Genomic DNA, 18,083 nt, shown 5'->3' on the forward strand with positions numbered 1-18,083 from the left:
GGGCCCGGCCCCCGCTCGTTTTCGCGTGTCAGGGAGGCGTCGGAACGGACATTCGATGCCTGTCACGCCTCGTGACGTCCTTGCCGCTCAGAGCGTGCTCGATCTGGCCTCGCGCACGGACGGTTTCGACATCCTGGAACTGCTGCACGATCTGACGATGCACACCGTCAGCCTGCTGGGCGTGCGCTCGGCAGGGGTCACCATCCTCAACGAGGCCGGAGAGGTCGACTACCTCACCGCCTCCGACGAAACCTGCCGCCGTCTGGAAGAAGACCAGCTCGAACTCGGCGAAGGCCCCTGCGTGGACAGCACCCGCACCGGCGACATGCTGGCCCCGGTCCTGCTGCGCGCCGCCCACCCAAGCCACTGGCTCTGGCCCCGCTTCACCCACCGCGCGCTGCGCGCCGGCATCACCAGCGTCGCCGCCGTGCCCCTGCGCACCCCCCAGCACCCGCTCGGCGCCCTCAACCTGATGAGCGCCGAGCGGGTGCCGACGCGCGAGGACTTGCGCCTGGCCCAGGTGCTGGCCGATGCAGCCGGAACCTGCCTGCACCACCGGCAGGCGCTGCTGACCAAGGACGAGATCATCGGCCAGCTGGAGACGGCCCTGGAATCCCGCATCGTGATCGAACAGGCCAAGGGCGTGCTCGCCTCCCGTCTGGGGGTCGACGTGGAAGAGGCATTCACCCGGCTGCGCAGCCACGCCCGCTCCCGGCATCAGAAACTCAGCGAGCTGGCCGCCGAGGTGGCGCGAGGGGACGTCCCGGCCGACCTCGACACGACGCGCTGACATGCCCCGCGACGCATGGGACGACGCCTTGGGCGGCGCCCCACCACCTCATGGTGGCCCGGCCGACTTCCTGGTCCGCGTCCACCATGCCGCGCGCAACGGACACGGTCCGGGCACCGCTGTGGTTCCCGGCGCTGCCCGCCTGCTCGGCCTGGACGCCCTCACCCTGAACGTGCGCGCCCACAACGGTCACCTCGAACTGCTGTGGTGCGACCCGGACAAGGGGCTGGGCGCCGACCTGGACGCCCTGCAGTACACCCTGGGGGACGGCCCCACCCTGGAAACCGCGCAGCACGGCCACCTGCTGCACGAGCCGGACGTCCTGGCCACCGACCCCGGCCGCTGGCCCCTCTTCCTGCCGGCCACCGCCCGCACCCCGCTCCGCGCCGTCATCACCCTCCCGCTGCGGCTCGGCGCCGCCCTCATCGGCGTTCTCACCGGCTACCGCACCACCCCCGGCCCCCTCACCCCCGCCCAGCTGCGCGATCTGCACCGCCTGGGCCGCAGCCTCCTCCTCCTCCTCCTCCTCCTGTACAGCGACCAGGCCAACGCGGACGAAGCGACCGGCCTGCGGCTGTACCGCGCCGAGGTCCACCAGGCCACCGGATTCCTCGCCAACGAACTCGGCATCCCCCTGGAAGAAGCCCTCCTGCGCCTGCGCGCCCACGCAGCCGCACAGGACCAACCCCTGTCCGACCTCGCCCACGCCCTCCTCACCCGCCGCCTGCCCCCCGACACCTTCAATCCCGCGCCGTAGCCGCACCCACGGACGACGGCACTCGCACACACCGCACCCCGGGGAACACCCGCTCGCACGGCGCCCGCCCACCCGCCCGCCAGGTGTCGTCGAACAATCGAATGACGACAGGCCCCGCGCGCGTCCAATCGACCCGGGAAAAACGGGGCTTGAGGGCGTTGCCGATCCGTTCGGATCCGATGGTCATTGATGACGGATAGTGCTGTTCCTCCGTTGATCCCGAACACCACGACGAGGGACACCATCGCAACCGGGGATCCACCGAATACTTGTAGATCCACCGCCACGCCCTGACCACCCGTCGAAAGGCAGCAAAGCGACGATCAGCACCTCACCTGTGAAATTCGCCTGACCCTGTCGAGCACTGCCCTGTCGCACCGCGGACAGGGGAGGTCAGACCGCCACGAGCCGGACCCGATCGTCGCAGAGCTTGATCATGTCGTCGATATCGGAGGTCAACATGACCACGGGGCGGTGCTGTCGCAGCGCAGCCTCGGCGACGGCCGCATCGATCGCGTACTTGTGCCCGTGCAACCCGGCATTCATCAGCAACGCCAAGGCAGCCCTCGCCTCCTCGTCACCGACCGGGACGACCCGCAGCCCGGAAAGCACCCAGTTCAGGCGTGGCTTGTTCGTACGGGCGTGGACGGCCTCGATGATGGTGAGCGCACTGATCACGACCTCCATGCCGCGCGAGCGCGCCTCAGCAATCAGCGCCACCACTTGCTCGTCGTCGGCGAGCAGCTTCGAGAGCCCCGCACTGCCGAGGACCAGCGTCCCCTCGTGACTCAGCCTGCGGCGGGCCACTCGGGCTCCTCGGCGAACACCTCATCGAAGACCTGCCGCGCCCGCTGGCGGGCCGGCTCGGAAACCGGCCCCTTGCGGCTCTCATAGTCCGCCAGGTACTCGTCAAGGACCTGCCCGCGGAGCTCACGCGCGACCGCCTCGGCGATGAACGCGGAGAACTCCCGCTTGCCCACCCGCGCCCGGATCGCCTCCGCGGTCCCCTGGCCTGGAATCCGTGCGGTGCAGAGCCCCAGGGTCGCGAAGAAGCACGGGCGTTCCCATCCCGTCCCAACACCATCCCAGCACGGGAAAAGACCAAGGGCCCGACCCCGAAGAGCCGGACCCTCTCTGACCCGTACGTTTGCCAGATCAGCGACGTGGCGATACGTCACCCGCTACACGTTGAAGCGGAACATGTGATCACAGGGCCGCGACCTGCGGAAACGTCGGTTTCGAACCCTATATCCAGCACCGATCCAGCACGGTGCGAGTTCATCCAGCACATCCAGCACGGGGAGCTGAAACGAAGGATGCCGCTCGCCATCCCCCTAACCGTTGTGTACACATGGGACACTCGGTACGCTTGGGCGCATGACACAGCCGCTGCCCATAGAGACCATCCGCGACGTGCGCGCGCATCTGGCAGAGGTCGTGGAGCGCGCCGACCGCGATGACGTACCCACCGTGATCACACGCCGCGGCAAGGAAGTCGCCGCTGTCGTCTCCATCGAGGTACTGCGCAAGTACCAGGAATGGGAAGAGCGCGAGATCAATCGGATCATCGACGAGCGCATGGCCAACCCCGCACCCGGCATCCCGATCGAGGACATCATGAGGGAGACGCTGGCGCGCAGTGAGTGAGTACCGAACCGCCTTCCGCCCCGAGGCGCAGGCCGAGCTTCGGAAGATCCCGCGCGAGATGGCGCTGCGCATCCTGGCCAAGCTGACCGAGCTGGAAAGCGATCCGCTCGGCTTCAACACCACCGCACTCGTGTCCCAGCCAGATCGCCGGCGCCTACGGGTTGGCGACTACCGCGTCGTCTACACGATCGACAACGGGGAACTGGTGGTCTGGGTCGTTCACGTGGGGCACCGGTCCACCGTTTACGACACCTGACCACCGCTGACCACACGTCAGAATATCCAGCACCCCTCCAGCACGGGGACGACGAAGGGGTCGGGCTCGACCGAGCCTGACCCCTTCTGACGTGTACGTTTGACTCAACGCCTAACATGCAGTAAGCGCACGACTACACGTTGAAGCGGAACGTTTGACACAGAGCTCCCACCTGCGAAAACGCGGTTTCTGGGGTGCTCATCCCAGCACCATCCCAGCACGGTAGCCACGTCCCAGCACCATCCCAGCACGGCGGCTCGTCACCCGCACCTACGCGGCGGGCTCGAACGCCGTCTGCATGATGGCACGGCACCGGTCCCACGCCTCCGGCACCAGGTGGCCGTAGATGTCGACCGTGGTTGTGATGGATTTGTGCCCAAGCCATCGCGAGACCTCGTGGATAGGTATGCCCGCGGCGAGCGCGGTTGAAGCGAAGAAGTGCCTCAGCGAGTGAGGGTGGTACCTCGGCTTCCCCTCCACATCGACGAGGCCGGCGGCGACGCACGCCTTCCTGAAGTGATACGAGTAGGTGTTCGCGGTGGGCATGGTCCCCTTGCCGCGCTCACGGGGAGCGAAGAAGACGTCGACCTGACGCGCCTTCCCTGCCTTGTCGCGGAACGTGATCGGGATCGGCTCCCACAGCTTCTCGTGGTCGTCGATCTCCGTGCAGATGAAGGGCGCGACCGGCACATCGCGGTACTCGCCCTCCTCGCGGTGCTTGAGCGGGACGAGTCGGGTTCGGCAGTCGTCACGGTGCGCCTTCGCGCTGATCTGCCAGCGGATCCGGATCATGTCGTTGCGCAGGCATCCGACGTGGAAGGCCAGGGCCTCGCTCACTCGCATGCCGACCCCGGCCTGGAGCCAGACAGTGAGCTTGTACTGAGGCGACATGTGCTTGTGCAGCAGCCGCACCTCGTCGAGGGTCGGGATTTCGTCCTCGTCGACGGCGCGCGACCCAGGGGCGTTCTTCACGTCCTTGGTCGGGTCTTCCTGGATCCGCTTTTCTTCCTTCGCGGACCAGAAGATGTGCTTCACCATCTTCATGCGGTCGTACACCGTGCTCGCGGCCAGCTCTTTGGCGATTGCCGCCTTGAAATGCTCGATGTCTCGCTTCGTTACCCCGGCAAGGGTTTTCCGACCCAGTCGGGGGACGAGATGGTTGTCGATGAAGCCTCTGTAATTGTTGTACGTACTGTCGCCGATTATTCGACGTTCGAGCCAGTCTTCGACGTAGACACGGACGGTGATCTTGCCAGCATCGGGGTCAATGTAGACCATCATCCCCTTGTCGGTCTCGACCTTGGAAGCAAAGGCATCCGCGCCGTCCGGGCCAGTCTTCTTCGCAAACGTCTTTTCGCGCTGCCGCGCCGTTCGACCACCAGGCTCCCGATAGCGGACCGTCCAAGAATGCCCACAGCGCGGCTTGTCGCATGGGTACGTGGTGACCTTGGGATCGGACTTGCATCGCTGGTATACGGTTGCCAACTGACACCCTTCATGTGCGAGGAATGGCCGAGCGGCCGTTATCCGTAGTTGTCTTCGAGATAGGCGATGATGTCGCGTTCGCGGAATCGCAGAAGGCGTCCGACTTTCTGCGCCTTAAGCCCCCACGCTCGATATTTGTTCTTCACGGTGATCTCGCTCACCTGCAGCCAGGAAGCCACTTCTCCCGGAGTGAGGAGCCTGTTGCTTCCGCCGGCGGTCACGGTGCCACCTGCGTGACAGGAGCAGAGGCTTGCCGTTCAGCGCCGCTCGGAAGGGGGCTACCTGAGCGAATTTGGGCAGGGGGTATCACGGATCGGCGCACGTTGGGGTTCCTTGCTGGGGCGCATGGTCGATTGGGCAATGCCGACAGCGCTACCCATGCCATGAGGGGCTTGGTGCAGAAGCCGACAGCTGCATGCACGAATGCAGCGGGCGGGCCGGGTACTACCTCTCTATTCGCTAGGCCCTACCTGTTAGCCCGCTCCGACTCCACCGCCAAGCACAGTCGGGTGCGAACTCCCTCAATGGTCTGCACGATCCCCGGTTTCGGTAACCGGGGATCGTGGGCTATATTCCGCCCCGCAACCGCCGACTACGAGGTAAGTCGGTAGGACCTGAGCGCGGGGTGCACGTCGTCGTCCACCAGGGCGAGGAGCCCGTTCTCGGTGAGTCGGCTGAGGTTGCGAGCCACGACGCGTTCGGGGGTGCCGACAGCTCGGGCGATGCCTCGGGCCTCGGCGCCCGGGTGAGCCGCGACGTGCGCGAGCACCATCAGGTCTTGGCGATGCCCGCGCTGCACCAAGTCCTCACCGAAAAGGCCGGCGGCGCAGACGCAGAGACACAGGGCCGTGGAGAGGGCGGCGTAGTCGGCTTTCGTCTGGGCGGTCCATGCGTTTATGGCGCCGAGCGCCAGGAGGATCGGCGCAGTGACGCGGGCCGATCGAAGAGCGGCTTTCGACAGGTGGGCCTCCTTGTTAGGCACCATGGCGCGAGACGGGAGGGGGGAAGCCAACGCAGCACATTGGCGCCCGTACCACCGGGAGCGTCTCTGACCTGGTGTTTTCCGGGGAGGTTGTACGTTGACATGGTCTCCAGCCGTGGTTCCAGTCCTCCGGGGCTCTTTCTCGTCTGCCGTGGGCGAATGGGCATAGCCGCCCCTCGTGTCCCTCAGTGCGAGACACGGCCCACAGAGGCTGAATCCCGGGAGTTTCCGCAGCTCGATGCCCTTGGGCCTGCGGTGGGGCAGCTCTGGCTATCTCGGCGGGAGGAGGGAACCGGCTCCTTCGGCGCGGAGCAGCTGCACCACTTCGTCGATCAGGGCCTGGTCATCACCGACGGGGCGACTAGCGGTCACGTTCGCAGCAGGTCCGCTATCTGGGTCGAACACCGCTGCCGTGACCTGCACTTGGGTACCGGATGCGTCGTACGTGGCATGCACCGAGCAGGCCGTGTGGCAGTCGCCTCGCAGCTCGCCGAGCACGCCGCGCTCGACATTCAGCAGGCGCTGGGCGGACTGGTCGTTGATGGGCTCGAGCAAGCGAGCGGCAGTGGGGTCGCCTGCTCGATGTTCGACGATCACGAATCCGGCCCCGGTGGCGGGCATGAGGAGGTTGGTGGGGAACACCTCGGCGGCACGGCCGGAGAGGCCGATGCGTTGCAGGCCGGCGTAGGACACGACGAGGGCGTCGAGGCCGTCGTCGCCCTCGTCCAGCCGCTTGATCCTCGTGTCGAGGTTGCCGCGCAGCGGGCGGACGGCGAGCTGGGGGAAGCGGGTGCGGAGCTGGGCGGCTCGGCGGGGGGCGATGGTGCCGACCACTGATCCTGGCCGCAGCTCGTGGAGTGGCGTCGGGTCGGCTCCGGTCGGCAGTACGACGGCGTCGCGGGCATCCGCTCGGGGCAGAACCGCACCGATCGCGACTGCTGTCCCCCGCTCGTGGGGCCCAGGCAGGTCCTTCGCGCACGAGACGGCGAGGTCGGCTCGGCCGTCGACCAGGGCCGCGTCGAGTTCTCGAATCCAGGCGCTCTTGCCGCCGACGGTGTCCAGAGAACCGAGGTGCCGGTCAGCGGTGGTCGTGATCTGCGAGAAGTGCGCCACGACGCCGGGATGCGCTTGGCGGAGGAGCGCAGCAACCGCGGCTGTCTGGGCCATGGCCATGGCGGAGGAGCGGGTGGCGATGATGGTGCGGCTTGGAAGGGGAAGGTCGGTCACGGTGGCCTCGCGAGCGCTCCGGCCGGGTAGGGCCGGCGGCGGCCGGTTGGCCGCCTGGTCGGATATCTGTGGGCGACCGTCATGGCTCCGCCGCCGAGACCAACGCGCGACATCAGGGTCCGCGGGCTCGTTGCAGGCTGGGCTATGAGCAGTCTGCGCTGCCTGTGACCGCGGCAGCCCGGAGCCCGTCTCGGGCGGAGGAGTGCAACTTTACCTGCGCTCCTTGGCTCTCTCGTGACACCCCGCGCGTCCCGCGGGACGGGAGCCAAGAGCAACTCGGCGTCGCAGGGGATGGCACCCCGACGGGCACCCGCCCGCCGGCCGGGAACGCTCTCTACGGGTGCGGCAGGGAACCGGCAGGGTTACCGACGACTCGCCAACAGGCCAGGTCACAGCCCCGCGCGGGCCGTTGACAACCAGCCGGAGACGCCAACATGAACGACTGCCTCCCTCACTGCCCCTGCCACACGCCGTCCTGGTATGAGCGCCTCCGCCAGATGGCATCGCTCCTTGCGGCAGCAGGTTTCCTACCGTGGCGGCCCTGGGAGTAGCGGCGCCCACCGCGCCCTGGGCCAGCGCCGTCTTGACGCACCGACCCAGGGCGCGGAACAGTCACGTCGATCACCGTTCGTCTCCGTCGAGGGAGAACGCCATGAATCTGCAACTGATCGGAAAAGACCCGGAGTCCGGCGATCACGGGTCGCCGACCCTGTGGGTCGACACTGACACGCGCGACCTCGTCGTCCAGGGCTGGACCGCGGACGAGCTGACGCGTGCGACGTGCCTGGAAGACGGCCCGATTCCCGACCACGAGGCGGTCGTGCGGATCCCGCCGCGGATGATCCCCCTGCTCCGGGAGGTCCTGCGTGTCGCAGACGCTGGATGACTTCGCCACCCTGATCCGCTCTGCGCGGCACTCCGCCGTGCACCTGGAGATGCGTGACGAATACGCGATGGACAACGAGCATGCGGCGTTCGCCGCCTGGCGCGCCGGAGAACGTCTCAACCCGGACGACCGAGAATCCTGGTGGCGCCCCTGGCTCGACCTCGTCCAGGAGGTGACCAGCCGCGGCGTGGCAATGCGTCGGGCCCGCATCATCTCCGAGCCGGCGAGCGAATACACCCGCTGGTTGCACGACGGAACCTTCACGAACGTCGCCGCCGGCGAGGACATCCGCTGGCTACAGCGACCGCGAGCCGCCGGCCTTGTTCTGCCCGAGACCGACTTCTGGCTCTTCGACGACAAGATCGTCCAGTTCAACGTCTTTGATGACGAGAACCGTTGGGTGCGCACAGACCAGACCGACGATCCGAAGACGGCCCTCCTGTGCCGTACCGCCTTCGCGGCGGTCTGGGACCGCGCGATCCCGCACGGCCGCTTCGCGACCTGAGCGCACGCCCCTCGTTCGATGTCCTCATCACCACTGTCCACAGTCCATGACGTGCGCCGCAGCATCGCTGCGGCACTCGCGGAGATGCGGAACCAGCAAGGGCTGAGCAACATCGATCTCAGTCTCCGCTGCGGCTGGAGCACGAGTAAGACGTCCCGGATCGCCCGCGGCCTCCAACTCGCGAGCGCCCGGGACATCCAGCTCTGGTGTGACGCCTGTCAGGAGCCGAGCCGTGCCGGCGAACTGATCGCCAAGGCGCTGTCCGCCGAGACGATGTACGTGGAATGGCAGCGGCTCCACCGCCACGGGCTGCGGCAGGTGCACGAAAGAACGACGCCGCTCTACGAGCGCACGCGAACCTTTCGGGTGTACAGCTCCTCCGTGATCCCCGGGATGCTCCAGACCAAGGAGTACGCCACTGGCCTGCTGCAAATGATCACGGACTTCCAGCACACCCCCAACGACGTACCCGAAGCCGTCGAGGCGAGGCTCGCTCGGTCGGGTGTCGTCTATCGCGGCCGGCGCAACCTCGCGGTGCTCCTGGAGGAGACCGTCCTCCACCACCTGGTGTGCCCGCCTGATGCCATGGCCCAACAGCTTCACAGGCTGCTCGCTGTAATGCGCCGGCAGCGGGTTTCCGTGGGCGTCCTGCCTCTCGGCGTACGAAGGGCCGTGTGGCCGGTGGAGAGTTTCTACGCCTTCGACCACAGCCAAGTCGCGGTGGAGAACCTCACCGCGGAGGTCAACATCACCTCGCCGGGCGAGATCGCCACCTACCTCGACGCCTTCGAGCAGCTCGCCGCCAGCGCTATCTTCGGCACGGCCGCGAGGGAGCGCGTACGACGCGCGATCCAGGCCCTGGAGTGAATTCGTGCAACGAAATGCAATTTCGTAGACGCCCGCTCTCCTCCAGATCTAGCGTCCCAACTCGCGCGGCAGGAAGGCGAATCGCCTCGCGATGCCGCGCCGAGGAGAACACGCGATGGACTACGAGGAGTTGCTCGACGACCTGTCCGGTCGAGGGGTCCTGACCAAGCAGTGGCGACCGGTCTTCGAGAAGGCTCCGCGGCACCGGTTCGTACCTCAGCAGATCTGGGACCAGAGGGACGGGCGGTGGAGGAGGGTCGATCGCTTCCAGCACCCGAGCCGCTGGCACCCGCTCGTCCACTCCGACAAAGTGGTCGTCACGCAGCTCGACGACGGCGCGAGCGGCGGGCCCGGCGAAGTCACCTCGTCGGGCTCACAACCCACGATCGTGGCCACACAGCTCGATCTGCTCTCCCTCCAGCCGGGAATGACCGTGCTGGAGATCGGACCCGGTTGGACAACCGCCCTGCTCTGCGAGATGACAGGAGACCACAACGTGGTCTCCATGGAGATCAACCAGCAGACCGCCGACGCCCACCGGGGCCTCCTCGCCGCCCAGGGCTACCAACCCCAGATCATCTGCGGTGACGGCCTCCACGGCGCTCCGGGCCGCGCCCCCTTCGACCGGATCCTCGTCAACTGCGCTGTCCGCACGATCCCCGGGAGCTGGGTACAGCAGGCCGCACCCGGGGCACTGATCGTGGCGCCGTTCCAGACTGACTTCGCGCACTGCGGCCTGGTTACCCTCACGGTTCCGCAGGACGGCCTGCGCGCCGAAGGCAGGTTCCGGAAGCCGGCGCGCTTCATGTGGCTCCAGGGCCATCGTCAAGCAGGACTGTCCCTGGCGATCGACGAGGGCGAAGCCCCTCGTACGAGCACGGCGGTGCACGACCCGGTGCTCATCGCGGAGAACCGCGGAGCCCAGACCTACGTCGGGCTCCGGCTGCCCCTCGTCCGGATGCAACACCGTTGGCGCAGGGACTCTTTCGAGCAAGGCGTTGCCGACCGGATCCATCTAGACGACGGGGCCGAGTCACGAGCAGTGATCTTCTGTAAGCCGCCCTACGCTGTGTATCAGTGGGGGCCGCGAAGCCTGTGGTCGGAAGCTGAGACTGAGCTTGCCCGCTGGAACGCACACGGGCAACCGGCCCTCGTCGCAATGGGGTTGGAGATGGATCAAGAAGGGCTGCGTGCAGTCAACCACGCAGCAGCAGCGGACAGCTGGCTACTGCGCGACGCGTACGACGCACTGGGAGCAGGCTGACGTTCAAGGAGGCTGATTCATGGCAGCGCAAAGCGCCCCATGCCCCCTCAGCAGGCCAGGGCCTGCTGATGAGCTACCGGGCGAACTCACCGTTGCGGGCGCCCTGCACGAACGCAACCCACTCAGCCTCGGAGTAGACGAGAGCCGGATCATCCGGGCAGGCGGCGTTCCGCAATGCGACGGCGCCCCCAGGGAGATAGGCGATCTCCACCCGATCGCGGGGATCGCTCTCGGGAGCACCACGCCACTCGGCGCCACTCAAGTCGATCGCGTAGAGCGCTTCCTTGTCCTGTGTGTCCATGTCCGAGTCAGACCGTGCCATCAACAACAGCCGTGACGAAGGTCAGCCACTGGCCCGGACGAAACGTGTGCGCTCCAAGTTCGCGGCGAGTGCTGTCACCGACGGCGACTAGGCCGTCTTCGGTGGCCTGCTTCTCGACGCACGTCCCCCCGTTGTCGCCACTGAAGGAGGACCGCTGCCACTCGTCCTCGGGGAGGTTGTGCCGCATCATGTGGTGTACCTGCCTCAGATTCTCTTCTTGAAGTCTTGCAACGCGCTCGAGATCACTTCGATGGACTGCCGAGACGCCAGAGCGGCGGCTCTGATCTCATCAAAGGCTAGTTGGTACCGCTCGACGGGCCCATCCTCCTCTAGATAGAGCGCCCCGTCGAGGTAGTCCAGGTTCACTACGTCGAGGTCCATGGGGTCCGGATACGTATACACACTGAAGGCCCCGTCTAGCCCTGCATGCCAGCCCTGGCTGAACGGGATGATCTGGATCGTCAACCGCGGTGGATCGCTTATCTCGATCAACTGCTCCAGCTGCCGGGCCATCACCGCTGGGCCGCCAACTTCACGCCGGATCACGGCCTCGTCGAGGACGCAGACGTACTGCGGAGCGGCCTCCCCCTTCAGGATCTCCTGGCGGGTCTGTCGAACCGCCAAGAGCACCTTGATCTCGTCCTCGCTGGCATTCTTCTTCTCTACGCCGCGGATCGAGACTTCGGCGTACTCACGCGTCTGCAGCAAGCCAGGAACGAGCAACGGCTGGAACGCAAGGATGCGCACAGCGTCCGACTCGATCGCGAGCCGCTCCTGGAAGCCCACGGGCAGAACGTCGCCGTACTGCGCCCACCACCCCTTGCGTCGCCCTTCACGAGCCATCGTGATCAGGGCAGTTCGTAGCCGTTGGTCCTCCACCCCGTAGAGGGTGAGGAGCGCTTCGGCCTCCAGCTTGCTGATGCCCTGGCGGCCATTCTCTTGGCGGGAAATCTTCGACTTATCGCCGCCGATCCGCTCCGCCGCCTCCTCGGACTTGACTCCCGCCGCCTCCCGTAGGCGCCTGAACTCGCTACCTACCTTGCGCCGGCGCACTGTCGGCCGCGGGTGTGCTGGGCTTGGCAACTTGGCTCCTTCCCATGACGCGTTGGGCACCAGTGTGTCGTACGCAGCCACAAGACCTCCAACAGTTGGCATATGCCGATGGGCTAAGCCTCTTCTTGCGAATCTGCAATTTTGGAGATGAACCGGTTGCGACCTAAGCATAGGTAGGTCCACTCTGTTGTGCACTACAGATGGCGCTTGGGGGGTCACAGAGCGTCGGCCGTTCGCTATGCGCTCGTCGGGGCGCTGGAGGAGCCATGGCCCTCATGGCAGAAGAACGCACTGCGAAGTATCAAGAGCAGCTGCTCGTCGGAGCCGACACGCTGGCAGGCATCCGCGACCGGATCCAAGTCCGGATGGACTGCTGGGGCTTGGGGTCCGTGGCCGACGAGGCCAAGTGGGCCGCGAACGAGCTGCTAACGAACGTCCCTCAGCACACCGGCTCCGCTGAATGTGAGCTGACCATGATCCGCATAGGCGACACCGTCCGCGTCGTGGTCAGCGACGCGAGCACGACTCTGCCGCGCCTTCGCCCCCAGGACTTCGGCGCCGTGGACGGACGCGGGCTGGCGGCAGTCGCCGCTCTCGCCGACAGATGGGGAGCCGAGCCGAGCCCCACAGGCAAGGACGTCTGGTTCGAACTGCGCGTGGTGAAAGGGGCGTTAGCGTCATGACGGCCGGTCTTCCCGCCGAGCGCTCGGTCATCCCGCTGCCCCGTGGGCGGCGCAGGTCGACGGAGTTAGCGCTCCTTGGCGTCGCGCCAGTAGTTCTGGAGCATCTCGCTGGGCCACTTCGGCTGTGTAACGGGGCCGCGCGGAAGCATCTCCTGGAAGCACACCACGAAGTCGATGACGGGCGTCCCGTCGTCGGCATCCAGGTCCAGGACGTGAAGGTCTCGTCCGTTCACTCGCAGCAGCCTGGGGAAACTCGTCGCAATGCGGGCGGGGCGCCGATGGTTGTGGTGCAGCCAGGTCCCGGTAGCCGGCCAAGCCGGATTGTCGCGCGGGCTTCGGGCATGGAGTGCCACGTCGTCGGGGCTTCCCTCATGGAAGTACCAGGTGACCATGAGGTGGCTGAACTCCTCGATGCCCTGAAGCGTGACCAGGGGGTACTCGGGCCGGAGCCTGATGATCGACTCCACCCCACCCTTGAAGTCGTCGAGACGCCCTGTGTGGCCACCGACCACGTCAGCGACAACAGGCACTTCGATGCCATTGATGGACATGGTCGCCCCCCTATTCGTTCGCAGCAACGGCTAGCCGACGAGCTGGTGCCGACATCCCGTGTCGCCATCGCACAGTCAGGCTACTCGCCCCAGGATCATCCTGGCCCGCTCGTCGATCTCGGCTGCGGCGGTGACGCCGCGGCGGCGGTACGGGGACAGGAGCCGGCGCATGGTCACGACGGTCTCGCGTGCCCGGCCGGAGTGGATGCCGTCCATCGCTTCGAGTGCCCGTTCCCAAGTAGCGCAGGCAGCCTCGACGTTGCCCTGACGTACCTGTACCGCACCCATGTACCCCAGGGTGACGGCGTGGGTCCTGCTGAAGGTGTCAGTCTTCCTGGTCAGCACGCTTCGCTTGAACTCCCTCAGTGCTCCGTCAAGGTCACCGAGCGCCCACAGCGTCCGAGCGGATTCGTGCGCAAGCGAGGCTTCGCGGAAGAACCAGACGCGGGAGGGCTCATCGTCACCGGGCTCGGCGGCGCGGAGATCACCCTCGGCCCGGAGCAACGCGGCAACAGCATCACGCCTCTGCCCGTTCGCCGCGAGGCTGCGCGCCTGGACCACGCCCAGCAGAGCACGCTCCCGGGGCGCCGCGTGCATGTAGCGCTTGCGTGCCACCGACTCCATGGCCAAGTCCGCCCCTTGCTTCGGGTGGCCAAGATCCGTCGCTTGGTGCGCCATAGCCCGCAGGATGTGGCCGACCAAGGGTCCGTCGGCAGCCTCCGCGGCCAGCTTGGTGGCCAGCGTGAAGCTCCTTCGCGCAACTTCATGGTGCGAAGCGTCGAAGCTCATCCATCCCGCCACGTATACCGCTTCGGCGGCAGCGGAGAGCATCTCCCGCAGGGCCTTCTCGCTCCGGAATCGGCCACCGACGTAGGTCGCCACGTCGTCTCCGACGTACTGGTACAGGGCTGTTCTCCCGTCCAGCCCGCCTGCTCGCTGGTCGCGACGTTGGTAGAACGTGGTCATCTCGCGCACGGCGCTGACCTCGGCCGCCCCCACCTCTCGATTCGCGGTCGAGTGTCGGGATGCGGCTCGAGCGGGGGCCCGGTCCCACCATTCCTCGCCGGGCAGCGCCAGGCCGCTCACCGAGTAGGCAGCGCCCGCCAGCAGTTGGCGTCGTTCCAGGTCCACGTTGCTACTCCCGAGATCCACCAGGCCGGTCAAGGTATCGACGTGCCATTCGGATGCCGTGACCGCGCCCGACATCGGCCCACCGAGGCCAATGTCAGCGGTGGTGATGGGGCGTTGGAGCCGACGGGACAACGTCTCGCACAAGATAAGCGGCACTCGGCCCTTGGGGTACGTGCCGGCGATCCACATGGAGACCTGCGACCGTCCGGTACTCAGCAGTTCCTCTGCGCCGACCTCTGCCGCAACTCGAACGAAGGCGGCAGCCAGCTGCTGCTGCGTCCAGCCGGTTTCCTGCACAACGGCAGCCAGCGGCTCGTTGCGGACCAGCGCGGTCGTGCGCATGACTCCCCCCAATTCACAAGGGCACAAAGTTTGGCGGGTTCGGCAAGTTTGGCGGCATCGTCCAGCACTCGGGGATACCTGCCGCTGCCAATACGCGGTTCGCTCAAGGTCAACGAAACCACCAACTGGCAGGCCCTTGGGAGGAATTCGGTGAACGCGCGAGAGATGACCGATGTCGCTGGCATCCGGATGTCTCCATCGGGCATAGCCGAACTGCCGACCATCACGCCCGGACCTGCTCCGGCGGTGCCGGCACGGCAGGACACCGAAGGTGATCATCCTCGCTCATCGCCGGAGGCATTGCGCCGCGCGCTGGGCACGATGACCCGATCGCTCATCGTGGACGTGGATCACTACCTGGAGCGGCTCTTCGGTGAGACGAGGGACGAGCCACTGTCCACCTACGAGTTCGGGAAGATCGTCCCTCGCCTCCAGGCATGCCTGTGGTCGCTCATGAGCGATGCCTTGCGTCAAGCGAACGGGTACCCAGACCCCAACCTCAAGATCACGATCACCCTGGCCTGCTGCTTGGACGCCGAGTCGTACGCCACCGGGTTCGAGCCGACGGACCCCTTCGCGCGTCGGCTGGCAGGGGCCGTCAGGGACTTCCGGGACCTAGCGGCGAGCGGTGAGCGAGTCAACGCAAGTGCAGGGCTCGGCAGTTCAGAAGGTCGAGGTTCGAGATGACGCTTCCCCGAACGTACTGGTGCCACTTCGACCATGCGCACAAGGGGGCGCCTCAGCCGGACGTGCAAGGGCTGTCCACCGAGGCCCCCGGCGAGGCAGTGTCGTGGATCCGCGAATCCGTCCGGGATCTGGTGCCCACGCTCGCCCCGGAGACCTTTGACGTCGCATGGAGCTGGTTGGGGAACCACCCCGCTGTCCACGCTGCGGTTCGCGAATTGAGGCGGGGCAAGCCCTACCAGTTCGCCTTGAAGGCCGGCGCCGACTTCTGGACGTGGACGGTCTACCCCGTGTCACGCCTCCCGCTGGCGGAGATGTGCGTCAGCTGGCGCAAGGGCGAGCGGCAGGTAGCGCTCACCGGGCATCTCGCAGAACCGCCGTAGGGCGCACCTCTCTCGCGCACCGGCCAAGCCACCCCCCTCGCTCGGAGCTTCGATGGACACGATCGCCGTTCACTCACCGTCCCCCCACGCTGCGCCGCCGCTCCCGCCTTCTGTCAGGCAAGGCAGAAATCTCCTGTCTGCGGACGAGTTCCCCCAGCCCGCAAGGGGTGCGGGCGGTGTCTCTCCCGCCGAGACTGCCGTGCTCCAGGCGGTGGCGGAGGGCGCCGGCGAGGGGGCCCTGCGCGACTTGGGTCACTACCGAACATCGCGGAGCGCGCTGCAAGGGGTGGCAGCCCTGGGGCGGCGCCTGAACGACGGGGTGCCGATCAGGTGGACGGCGATCGTCCACCGCGCCGCCACAAGCGGGGCGATAGCCGTCGAGAGCAGGCCCCGCATCTGGGTCTCCGAATTCCAGCTCGACCTTCTGCGCGCGTGGGCGAAGGGACTGTCACTCGACACGTACGCCTACGAGGCCGGGTTGGAACGAGTCGACGCCTGGGAACGGGCGGTGTTCCTCCACATCCGATTGCAGGCATCCGGCGACCAGCAGGCGGTGCTGCGGGCTCACCAGATGCAGGTGCTGACAGCCGACGATCCGCTGCACGTGACCTTCAACGCCGGGGGTTCATGACCGGCCGGCACCGGATTCCTGCTGCGCCCCATCGCCCTCGGTACCGCCCGACCCCCCAGCGGGGCGGGGTAGCGGCGGCCGAGCACACCCTGCCCGCATGCCTCCGTGCAGGGCAGGGCCCGCGGTCCTCCCGGCTGCGACACGAGCCGTTCATCCCCCGCTACGGCGAGCGTCGGGCCGGGAGGACCAGCTTCCCGAAGCCCTTCGCCACCGATCCGTTCGCAGTCTTCAAGGAGACCCCCGTGTCCATCACAATCGACGCCGGCGCTGATTCCCTCACCGAGCTATTCCTCGTCCCGGACGCTGAGGACCGGCCGCTGGATCAGCTCGCACGCGGCATCGATGCGCGCCGCAAGCGGAGTGAACTTCTCATGGTCGAGGCAGCCTTCCCCGCGGGCGACGGTGCCAGCACCGCCGAGTACGGAGTCGAGCGGGCGGACATAGCCCACGACCTGTGCAGGCGGGCCGAAGCGGCCCAAGAACGATGGGCGGAGCGCCTTCCCCGAGTGCAGGGAGTCCCTGACTCCTTACCGCACGAACTGCTCGACGCATCCAACACCCGCGCCCTCCACAGAATCGTGGCGGTGCACGGGTGGCCGGGGAGCCAGCTCGTCGGGGTCGAAGGCGGGGAAGCCGCGCTCTGCATCGCCCTTCGGATATCCGGCGACGAGCCGACCGCAGTGCCCTTCGTCCACACCCTCCTGCAATTGCTCGGCCGAGCAGCAGAACGGAGTGACGTGCCCTGGGCTCACTGGGCCCAGCTGTATGACCGTCTCTGTGTCCTGCAAGGAGTTCCGCAGGCGTACGGCACCCAGTACCTGAGCGGGCCGGGTCGAGGAGGAATGTATCCGGTCGCCGACCCGGCGGGCCTGGACGAGCGACGGGCAGACCTCGGGCTGCCGCCGGCGCTGGGTGCTGCAGCGAATGCAATTCACGTGGCCGGGTCCTCAGAGGAACCAAGGAGGCGGTCGGAATGACGCTGAGTACAAGAGACCAGGCCGAGCACGGCGTCGCCTGCGGGCAAGTTCGGGCGGCCGAGGCGCATGTGGCGGACCCGGCCACCGTGCTCGTCCATTCACTGGCCAGCCGGCTGATCCGGATGTCTGCCGAGGACGAGGCTCTGACCCGTGAAGCCATCGCCATGCCCGGAGCGGCACACCGTCGCCATGCGGTACTGGAGGCCAGGGCCGCACACGGTCAGGCGCTGAAGGTCATCGTGGGAGAGGCCGGCTGGCCCACCTTCGACGATGTCGGCGAAGAAGCATCAACCGCGGCGCTCAAAGTCCTCCTGCACGCGGACGACCTCAATCTTCAGCTTTCGTGCCGGGAGCTGATCCGGGCGGCAGTCCTGGCCGGCACGGTGCCTGCCATTCAAGGCGCCTACGTCGAAGACCACTGCGCTGTGAGCCAGGGCGACAGGCAGACGTTCGGAACGAAGATCAACGAGAAGCTGCTGCGCCCGTATCCGATCGACGACCCAGAACACGTCACCGAACGACGTCGCGCGGTCGGACTTCCACCCCTGGGCGAAGAGATCACGCGCCACCTCCTCGCGCTTCGAAGCCCCCAGTGAGACCGGCGCGAATCCTCACCCCGCCGCGTACCGAGGCCGTCCACTCGGTCGACCCGCTCGCACG

Annotated in this window: 25 protein-coding genes; 14 read left to right on the forward strand and 11 right to left on the reverse strand. The window is 67.0% G+C overall.

Annotation, left to right across the window (positions count from 1 at the left end):
* Positions 1–55 precede the first annotated feature (55 nt).
* Both ABZV77_RS05130 and ABZV77_RS05135 read left to right on the forward strand, forming a co-directional pair.
* Positions 56–790: a GAF and ANTAR domain-containing protein gene (locus ABZV77_RS05130; RefSeq protein ID WP_356250469.1), complete on the forward strand. Its 735-nt coding sequence runs from the start codon at positions 56–58 to the stop codon at positions 788–790.
* 1 nt (position 791) lies between these two features.
* Positions 792–1,547, forward strand: coding sequence for a GAF and ANTAR domain-containing protein (locus tag ABZV77_RS05135; protein WP_356250471.1), 756 nt, complete (start codon positions 792–794; stop codon positions 1,545–1,547).
* A gap of 393 nt (positions 1,548–1,940) precedes the next feature.
* Here the strand turns inward: ABZV77_RS05135 and ABZV77_RS05140 are convergent, their stop codons facing one another.
* Positions 1,941–2,354, reverse strand: coding sequence for a DNA-binding protein (locus tag ABZV77_RS05140; protein WP_356250473.1), 414 nt, complete (start codon positions 2,352–2,354; stop codon positions 1,941–1,943).
* Entirely contained in the window at positions 2,336–2,587 is a 252-nt protein-coding gene (locus ABZV77_RS05145) for a hypothetical protein (RefSeq protein ID WP_356252300.1), read from the reverse strand. The genes ABZV77_RS05140 and ABZV77_RS05145 overlap by 19 nt, the downstream gene beginning before the upstream one ends.
* 337 nt (positions 2,588–2,924) lie before the next feature.
* Between ABZV77_RS05145 and ABZV77_RS05150 the strand changes: the two genes are divergently transcribed.
* The gene (locus ABZV77_RS05150; RefSeq protein WP_203182255.1) at positions 2,925–3,194 is read left to right on the forward strand and encodes a type II toxin-antitoxin system Phd/YefM family antitoxin; all 270 of its coding nucleotides are present in this window, start codon (positions 2,925–2,927) and stop codon (positions 3,192–3,194) included.
* Positions 3,187–3,450 (forward strand): type II toxin-antitoxin system RelE/ParE family toxin, encoded by a 264-nt coding sequence (locus ABZV77_RS05155; RefSeq protein ID WP_356250475.1) that lies wholly within the window; start codon positions 3,187–3,189, stop codon positions 3,448–3,450. Before ABZV77_RS05150 ends, ABZV77_RS05155 begins: the two co-directional genes overlap by 8 nt.
* A 270-nt stretch (positions 3,451–3,720) precedes the next feature.
* Here the strand turns inward: ABZV77_RS05155 and ABZV77_RS05160 are convergent, their stop codons facing one another.
* The 4 genes from ABZV77_RS05160 to hemC all read right to left on the reverse strand — a co-directional run bounded on the left by ABZV77_RS05160 (position 3,721) and on the right by hemC (position 7,144).
* Positions 3,721–4,935 carry a site-specific integrase gene (locus ABZV77_RS05160; RefSeq protein WP_356250477.1) on the reverse strand — a complete coding sequence of 405 codons (1,215 nt, stop codon included), beginning with the start codon at positions 4,933–4,935 and terminating at the stop codon, positions 3,721–3,723.
* Between the two features lie 38 nt (positions 4,936–4,973).
* Positions 4,974–5,156, reverse strand: coding sequence for a helix-turn-helix domain-containing protein (locus ABZV77_RS05165; RefSeq protein WP_164247183.1), 183 nt, complete (start codon positions 5,154–5,156; stop codon positions 4,974–4,976).
* Between the two features lie 371 nt (positions 5,157–5,527).
* Positions 5,528–5,920 carry a MarR family transcriptional regulator gene (locus ABZV77_RS05170; RefSeq protein WP_356250479.1) on the reverse strand — a complete coding sequence of 131 codons (393 nt, stop codon included), beginning with the start codon at positions 5,918–5,920 and terminating at the stop codon, positions 5,528–5,530.
* 267 nt (positions 5,921–6,187) lie between these two features.
* Entirely contained in the window at positions 6,188–7,144 is a 957-nt protein-coding gene (gene hemC / locus ABZV77_RS05175; protein WP_356250481.1) for a hydroxymethylbilane synthase, read from the reverse strand.
* A 652-nt stretch (positions 7,145–7,796) separates the two neighbouring features.
* On the opposite strand from hemC, the gene ABZV77_RS05180 reads away from it, so the two are divergent.
* The 4 genes from ABZV77_RS05180 to ABZV77_RS05195 all read left to right on the forward strand — a co-directional run bounded on the left by ABZV77_RS05180 (position 7,797) and on the right by ABZV77_RS05195 (position 10,666).
* Complete coding sequence (locus ABZV77_RS05180; protein ID WP_356250483.1) at positions 7,797–8,030, forward strand: hypothetical protein; 234 nt, start codon at positions 7,797–7,799, stop codon at positions 8,028–8,030.
* Entirely contained in the window at positions 8,011–8,535 is a 525-nt protein-coding gene (locus ABZV77_RS05185) for a DUF6879 family protein (RefSeq protein ID WP_356250485.1), read from the forward strand. The genes ABZV77_RS05180 and ABZV77_RS05185 overlap by 20 nt, the downstream gene beginning before the upstream one ends.
* A gap of 51 nt (positions 8,536–8,586) precedes the next feature.
* Entirely contained in the window at positions 8,587–9,402 is an 816-nt protein-coding gene (locus ABZV77_RS05190; protein ID WP_356250487.1) for a DUF5753 domain-containing protein, read from the forward strand.
* A gap of 115 nt (positions 9,403–9,517) precedes the next feature.
* The gene (locus ABZV77_RS05195) at positions 9,518–10,666 is read left to right on the forward strand and encodes a protein-L-isoaspartate(D-aspartate) O-methyltransferase (RefSeq protein ID WP_356250489.1); all 1,149 of its coding nucleotides are present in this window, start codon (positions 9,518–9,520) and stop codon (positions 10,664–10,666) included.
* 73 nt (positions 10,667–10,739) lie between these two features.
* Here the strand turns inward: ABZV77_RS05195 and ABZV77_RS05200 are convergent, their stop codons facing one another.
* From ABZV77_RS05200 to ABZV77_RS05210, 3 genes are read right to left on the reverse strand one after another with little or no spacing between them, the layout of a single operon-like run.
* The gene (locus ABZV77_RS05200; protein ID WP_356250491.1) at positions 10,740–10,967 is read right to left on the reverse strand and encodes a DUF397 domain-containing protein; all 228 of its coding nucleotides are present in this window, start codon (positions 10,965–10,967) and stop codon (positions 10,740–10,742) included.
* A 7-nt stretch (positions 10,968–10,974) separates the two neighbouring features.
* Positions 10,975–11,178: a DUF397 domain-containing protein gene (locus ABZV77_RS05205; RefSeq protein WP_356250493.1), complete on the reverse strand. Its 204-nt coding sequence runs from the start codon at positions 11,176–11,178 to the stop codon at positions 10,975–10,977.
* Between the two features lie 14 nt (positions 11,179–11,192).
* The gene (locus tag ABZV77_RS05210) at positions 11,193–12,071 is read right to left on the reverse strand and encodes a helix-turn-helix transcriptional regulator (protein WP_356250495.1); all 879 of its coding nucleotides are present in this window, start codon (positions 12,069–12,071) and stop codon (positions 11,193–11,195) included.
* A gap of 245 nt (positions 12,072–12,316) precedes the next feature.
* Between ABZV77_RS05210 and ABZV77_RS05215 the strand changes: the two genes are divergently transcribed.
* Positions 12,317–12,724: an ATP-binding protein gene (locus ABZV77_RS05215; protein WP_356250497.1), complete on the forward strand. Its 408-nt coding sequence runs from the start codon at positions 12,317–12,319 to the stop codon at positions 12,722–12,724.
* A gap of 65 nt (positions 12,725–12,789) precedes the next feature.
* Here the strand turns inward: ABZV77_RS05215 and ABZV77_RS05220 are convergent, their stop codons facing one another.
* Positions 12,790–13,275 (reverse strand): TrmO family methyltransferase, encoded by a 486-nt coding sequence (locus ABZV77_RS05220; protein WP_356250499.1) that lies wholly within the window; start codon positions 13,273–13,275, stop codon positions 12,790–12,792.
* 75 nt (positions 13,276–13,350) lie between these two features.
* The gene (locus tag ABZV77_RS05225; protein ID WP_356250500.1) at positions 13,351–14,748 is read right to left on the reverse strand and encodes a Tat pathway signal protein; all 1,398 of its coding nucleotides are present in this window, start codon (positions 14,746–14,748) and stop codon (positions 13,351–13,353) included.
* A gap of 48 nt (positions 14,749–14,796) precedes the next feature.
* Here ABZV77_RS05225 and ABZV77_RS05230 point away from each other — a divergent pair, with 48 nt between their 5' ends.
* The 5 genes from ABZV77_RS05230 to ABZV77_RS05250 all read left to right on the forward strand — a co-directional run bounded on the left by ABZV77_RS05230 (position 14,797) and on the right by ABZV77_RS05250 (position 18,019).
* Positions 14,797–15,435: a hypothetical protein gene (locus tag ABZV77_RS05230; protein WP_356250502.1), complete on the forward strand. Its 639-nt coding sequence runs from the start codon at positions 14,797–14,799 to the stop codon at positions 15,433–15,435.
* Positions 15,432–15,815, forward strand: a complete 384-nt coding sequence (locus ABZV77_RS05235; RefSeq protein ID WP_356250504.1) for a hypothetical protein — start codon at positions 15,432–15,434, stop codon at positions 15,813–15,815. Before ABZV77_RS05230 ends, ABZV77_RS05235 begins: the two co-directional genes overlap by 4 nt.
* Before the next feature lie 199 nt (positions 15,816–16,014).
* Positions 16,015–16,446 carry a hypothetical protein gene (locus tag ABZV77_RS05240; protein WP_356250506.1) on the forward strand — a complete coding sequence of 144 codons (432 nt, stop codon included), beginning with the start codon at positions 16,015–16,017 and terminating at the stop codon, positions 16,444–16,446.
* 242 nt (positions 16,447–16,688) lie between these two features.
* A complete protein-coding gene (locus tag ABZV77_RS05245; RefSeq protein ID WP_356250508.1) occupies positions 16,689–17,423 on the forward strand; it encodes a DUF6624 domain-containing protein in 735 nt (244 codons plus the stop codon).
* On the forward strand, positions 17,420–18,019 hold the full coding sequence (locus tag ABZV77_RS05250) for a DUF6624 domain-containing protein (protein WP_356250510.1): 600 nt from the start codon (positions 17,420–17,422) through the stop codon (positions 18,017–18,019). Before ABZV77_RS05245 ends, ABZV77_RS05250 begins: the two co-directional genes overlap by 4 nt.
* The last annotated feature ends 64 nt before the right edge of the window (positions 18,020–18,083 follow it).

The organism is Streptomyces sp. NPDC004732, from assembly GCF_040609235.1.
GTDB lineage: Bacteria > Actinomycetota > Actinomycetes > Streptomycetales > Streptomycetaceae > Streptomyces.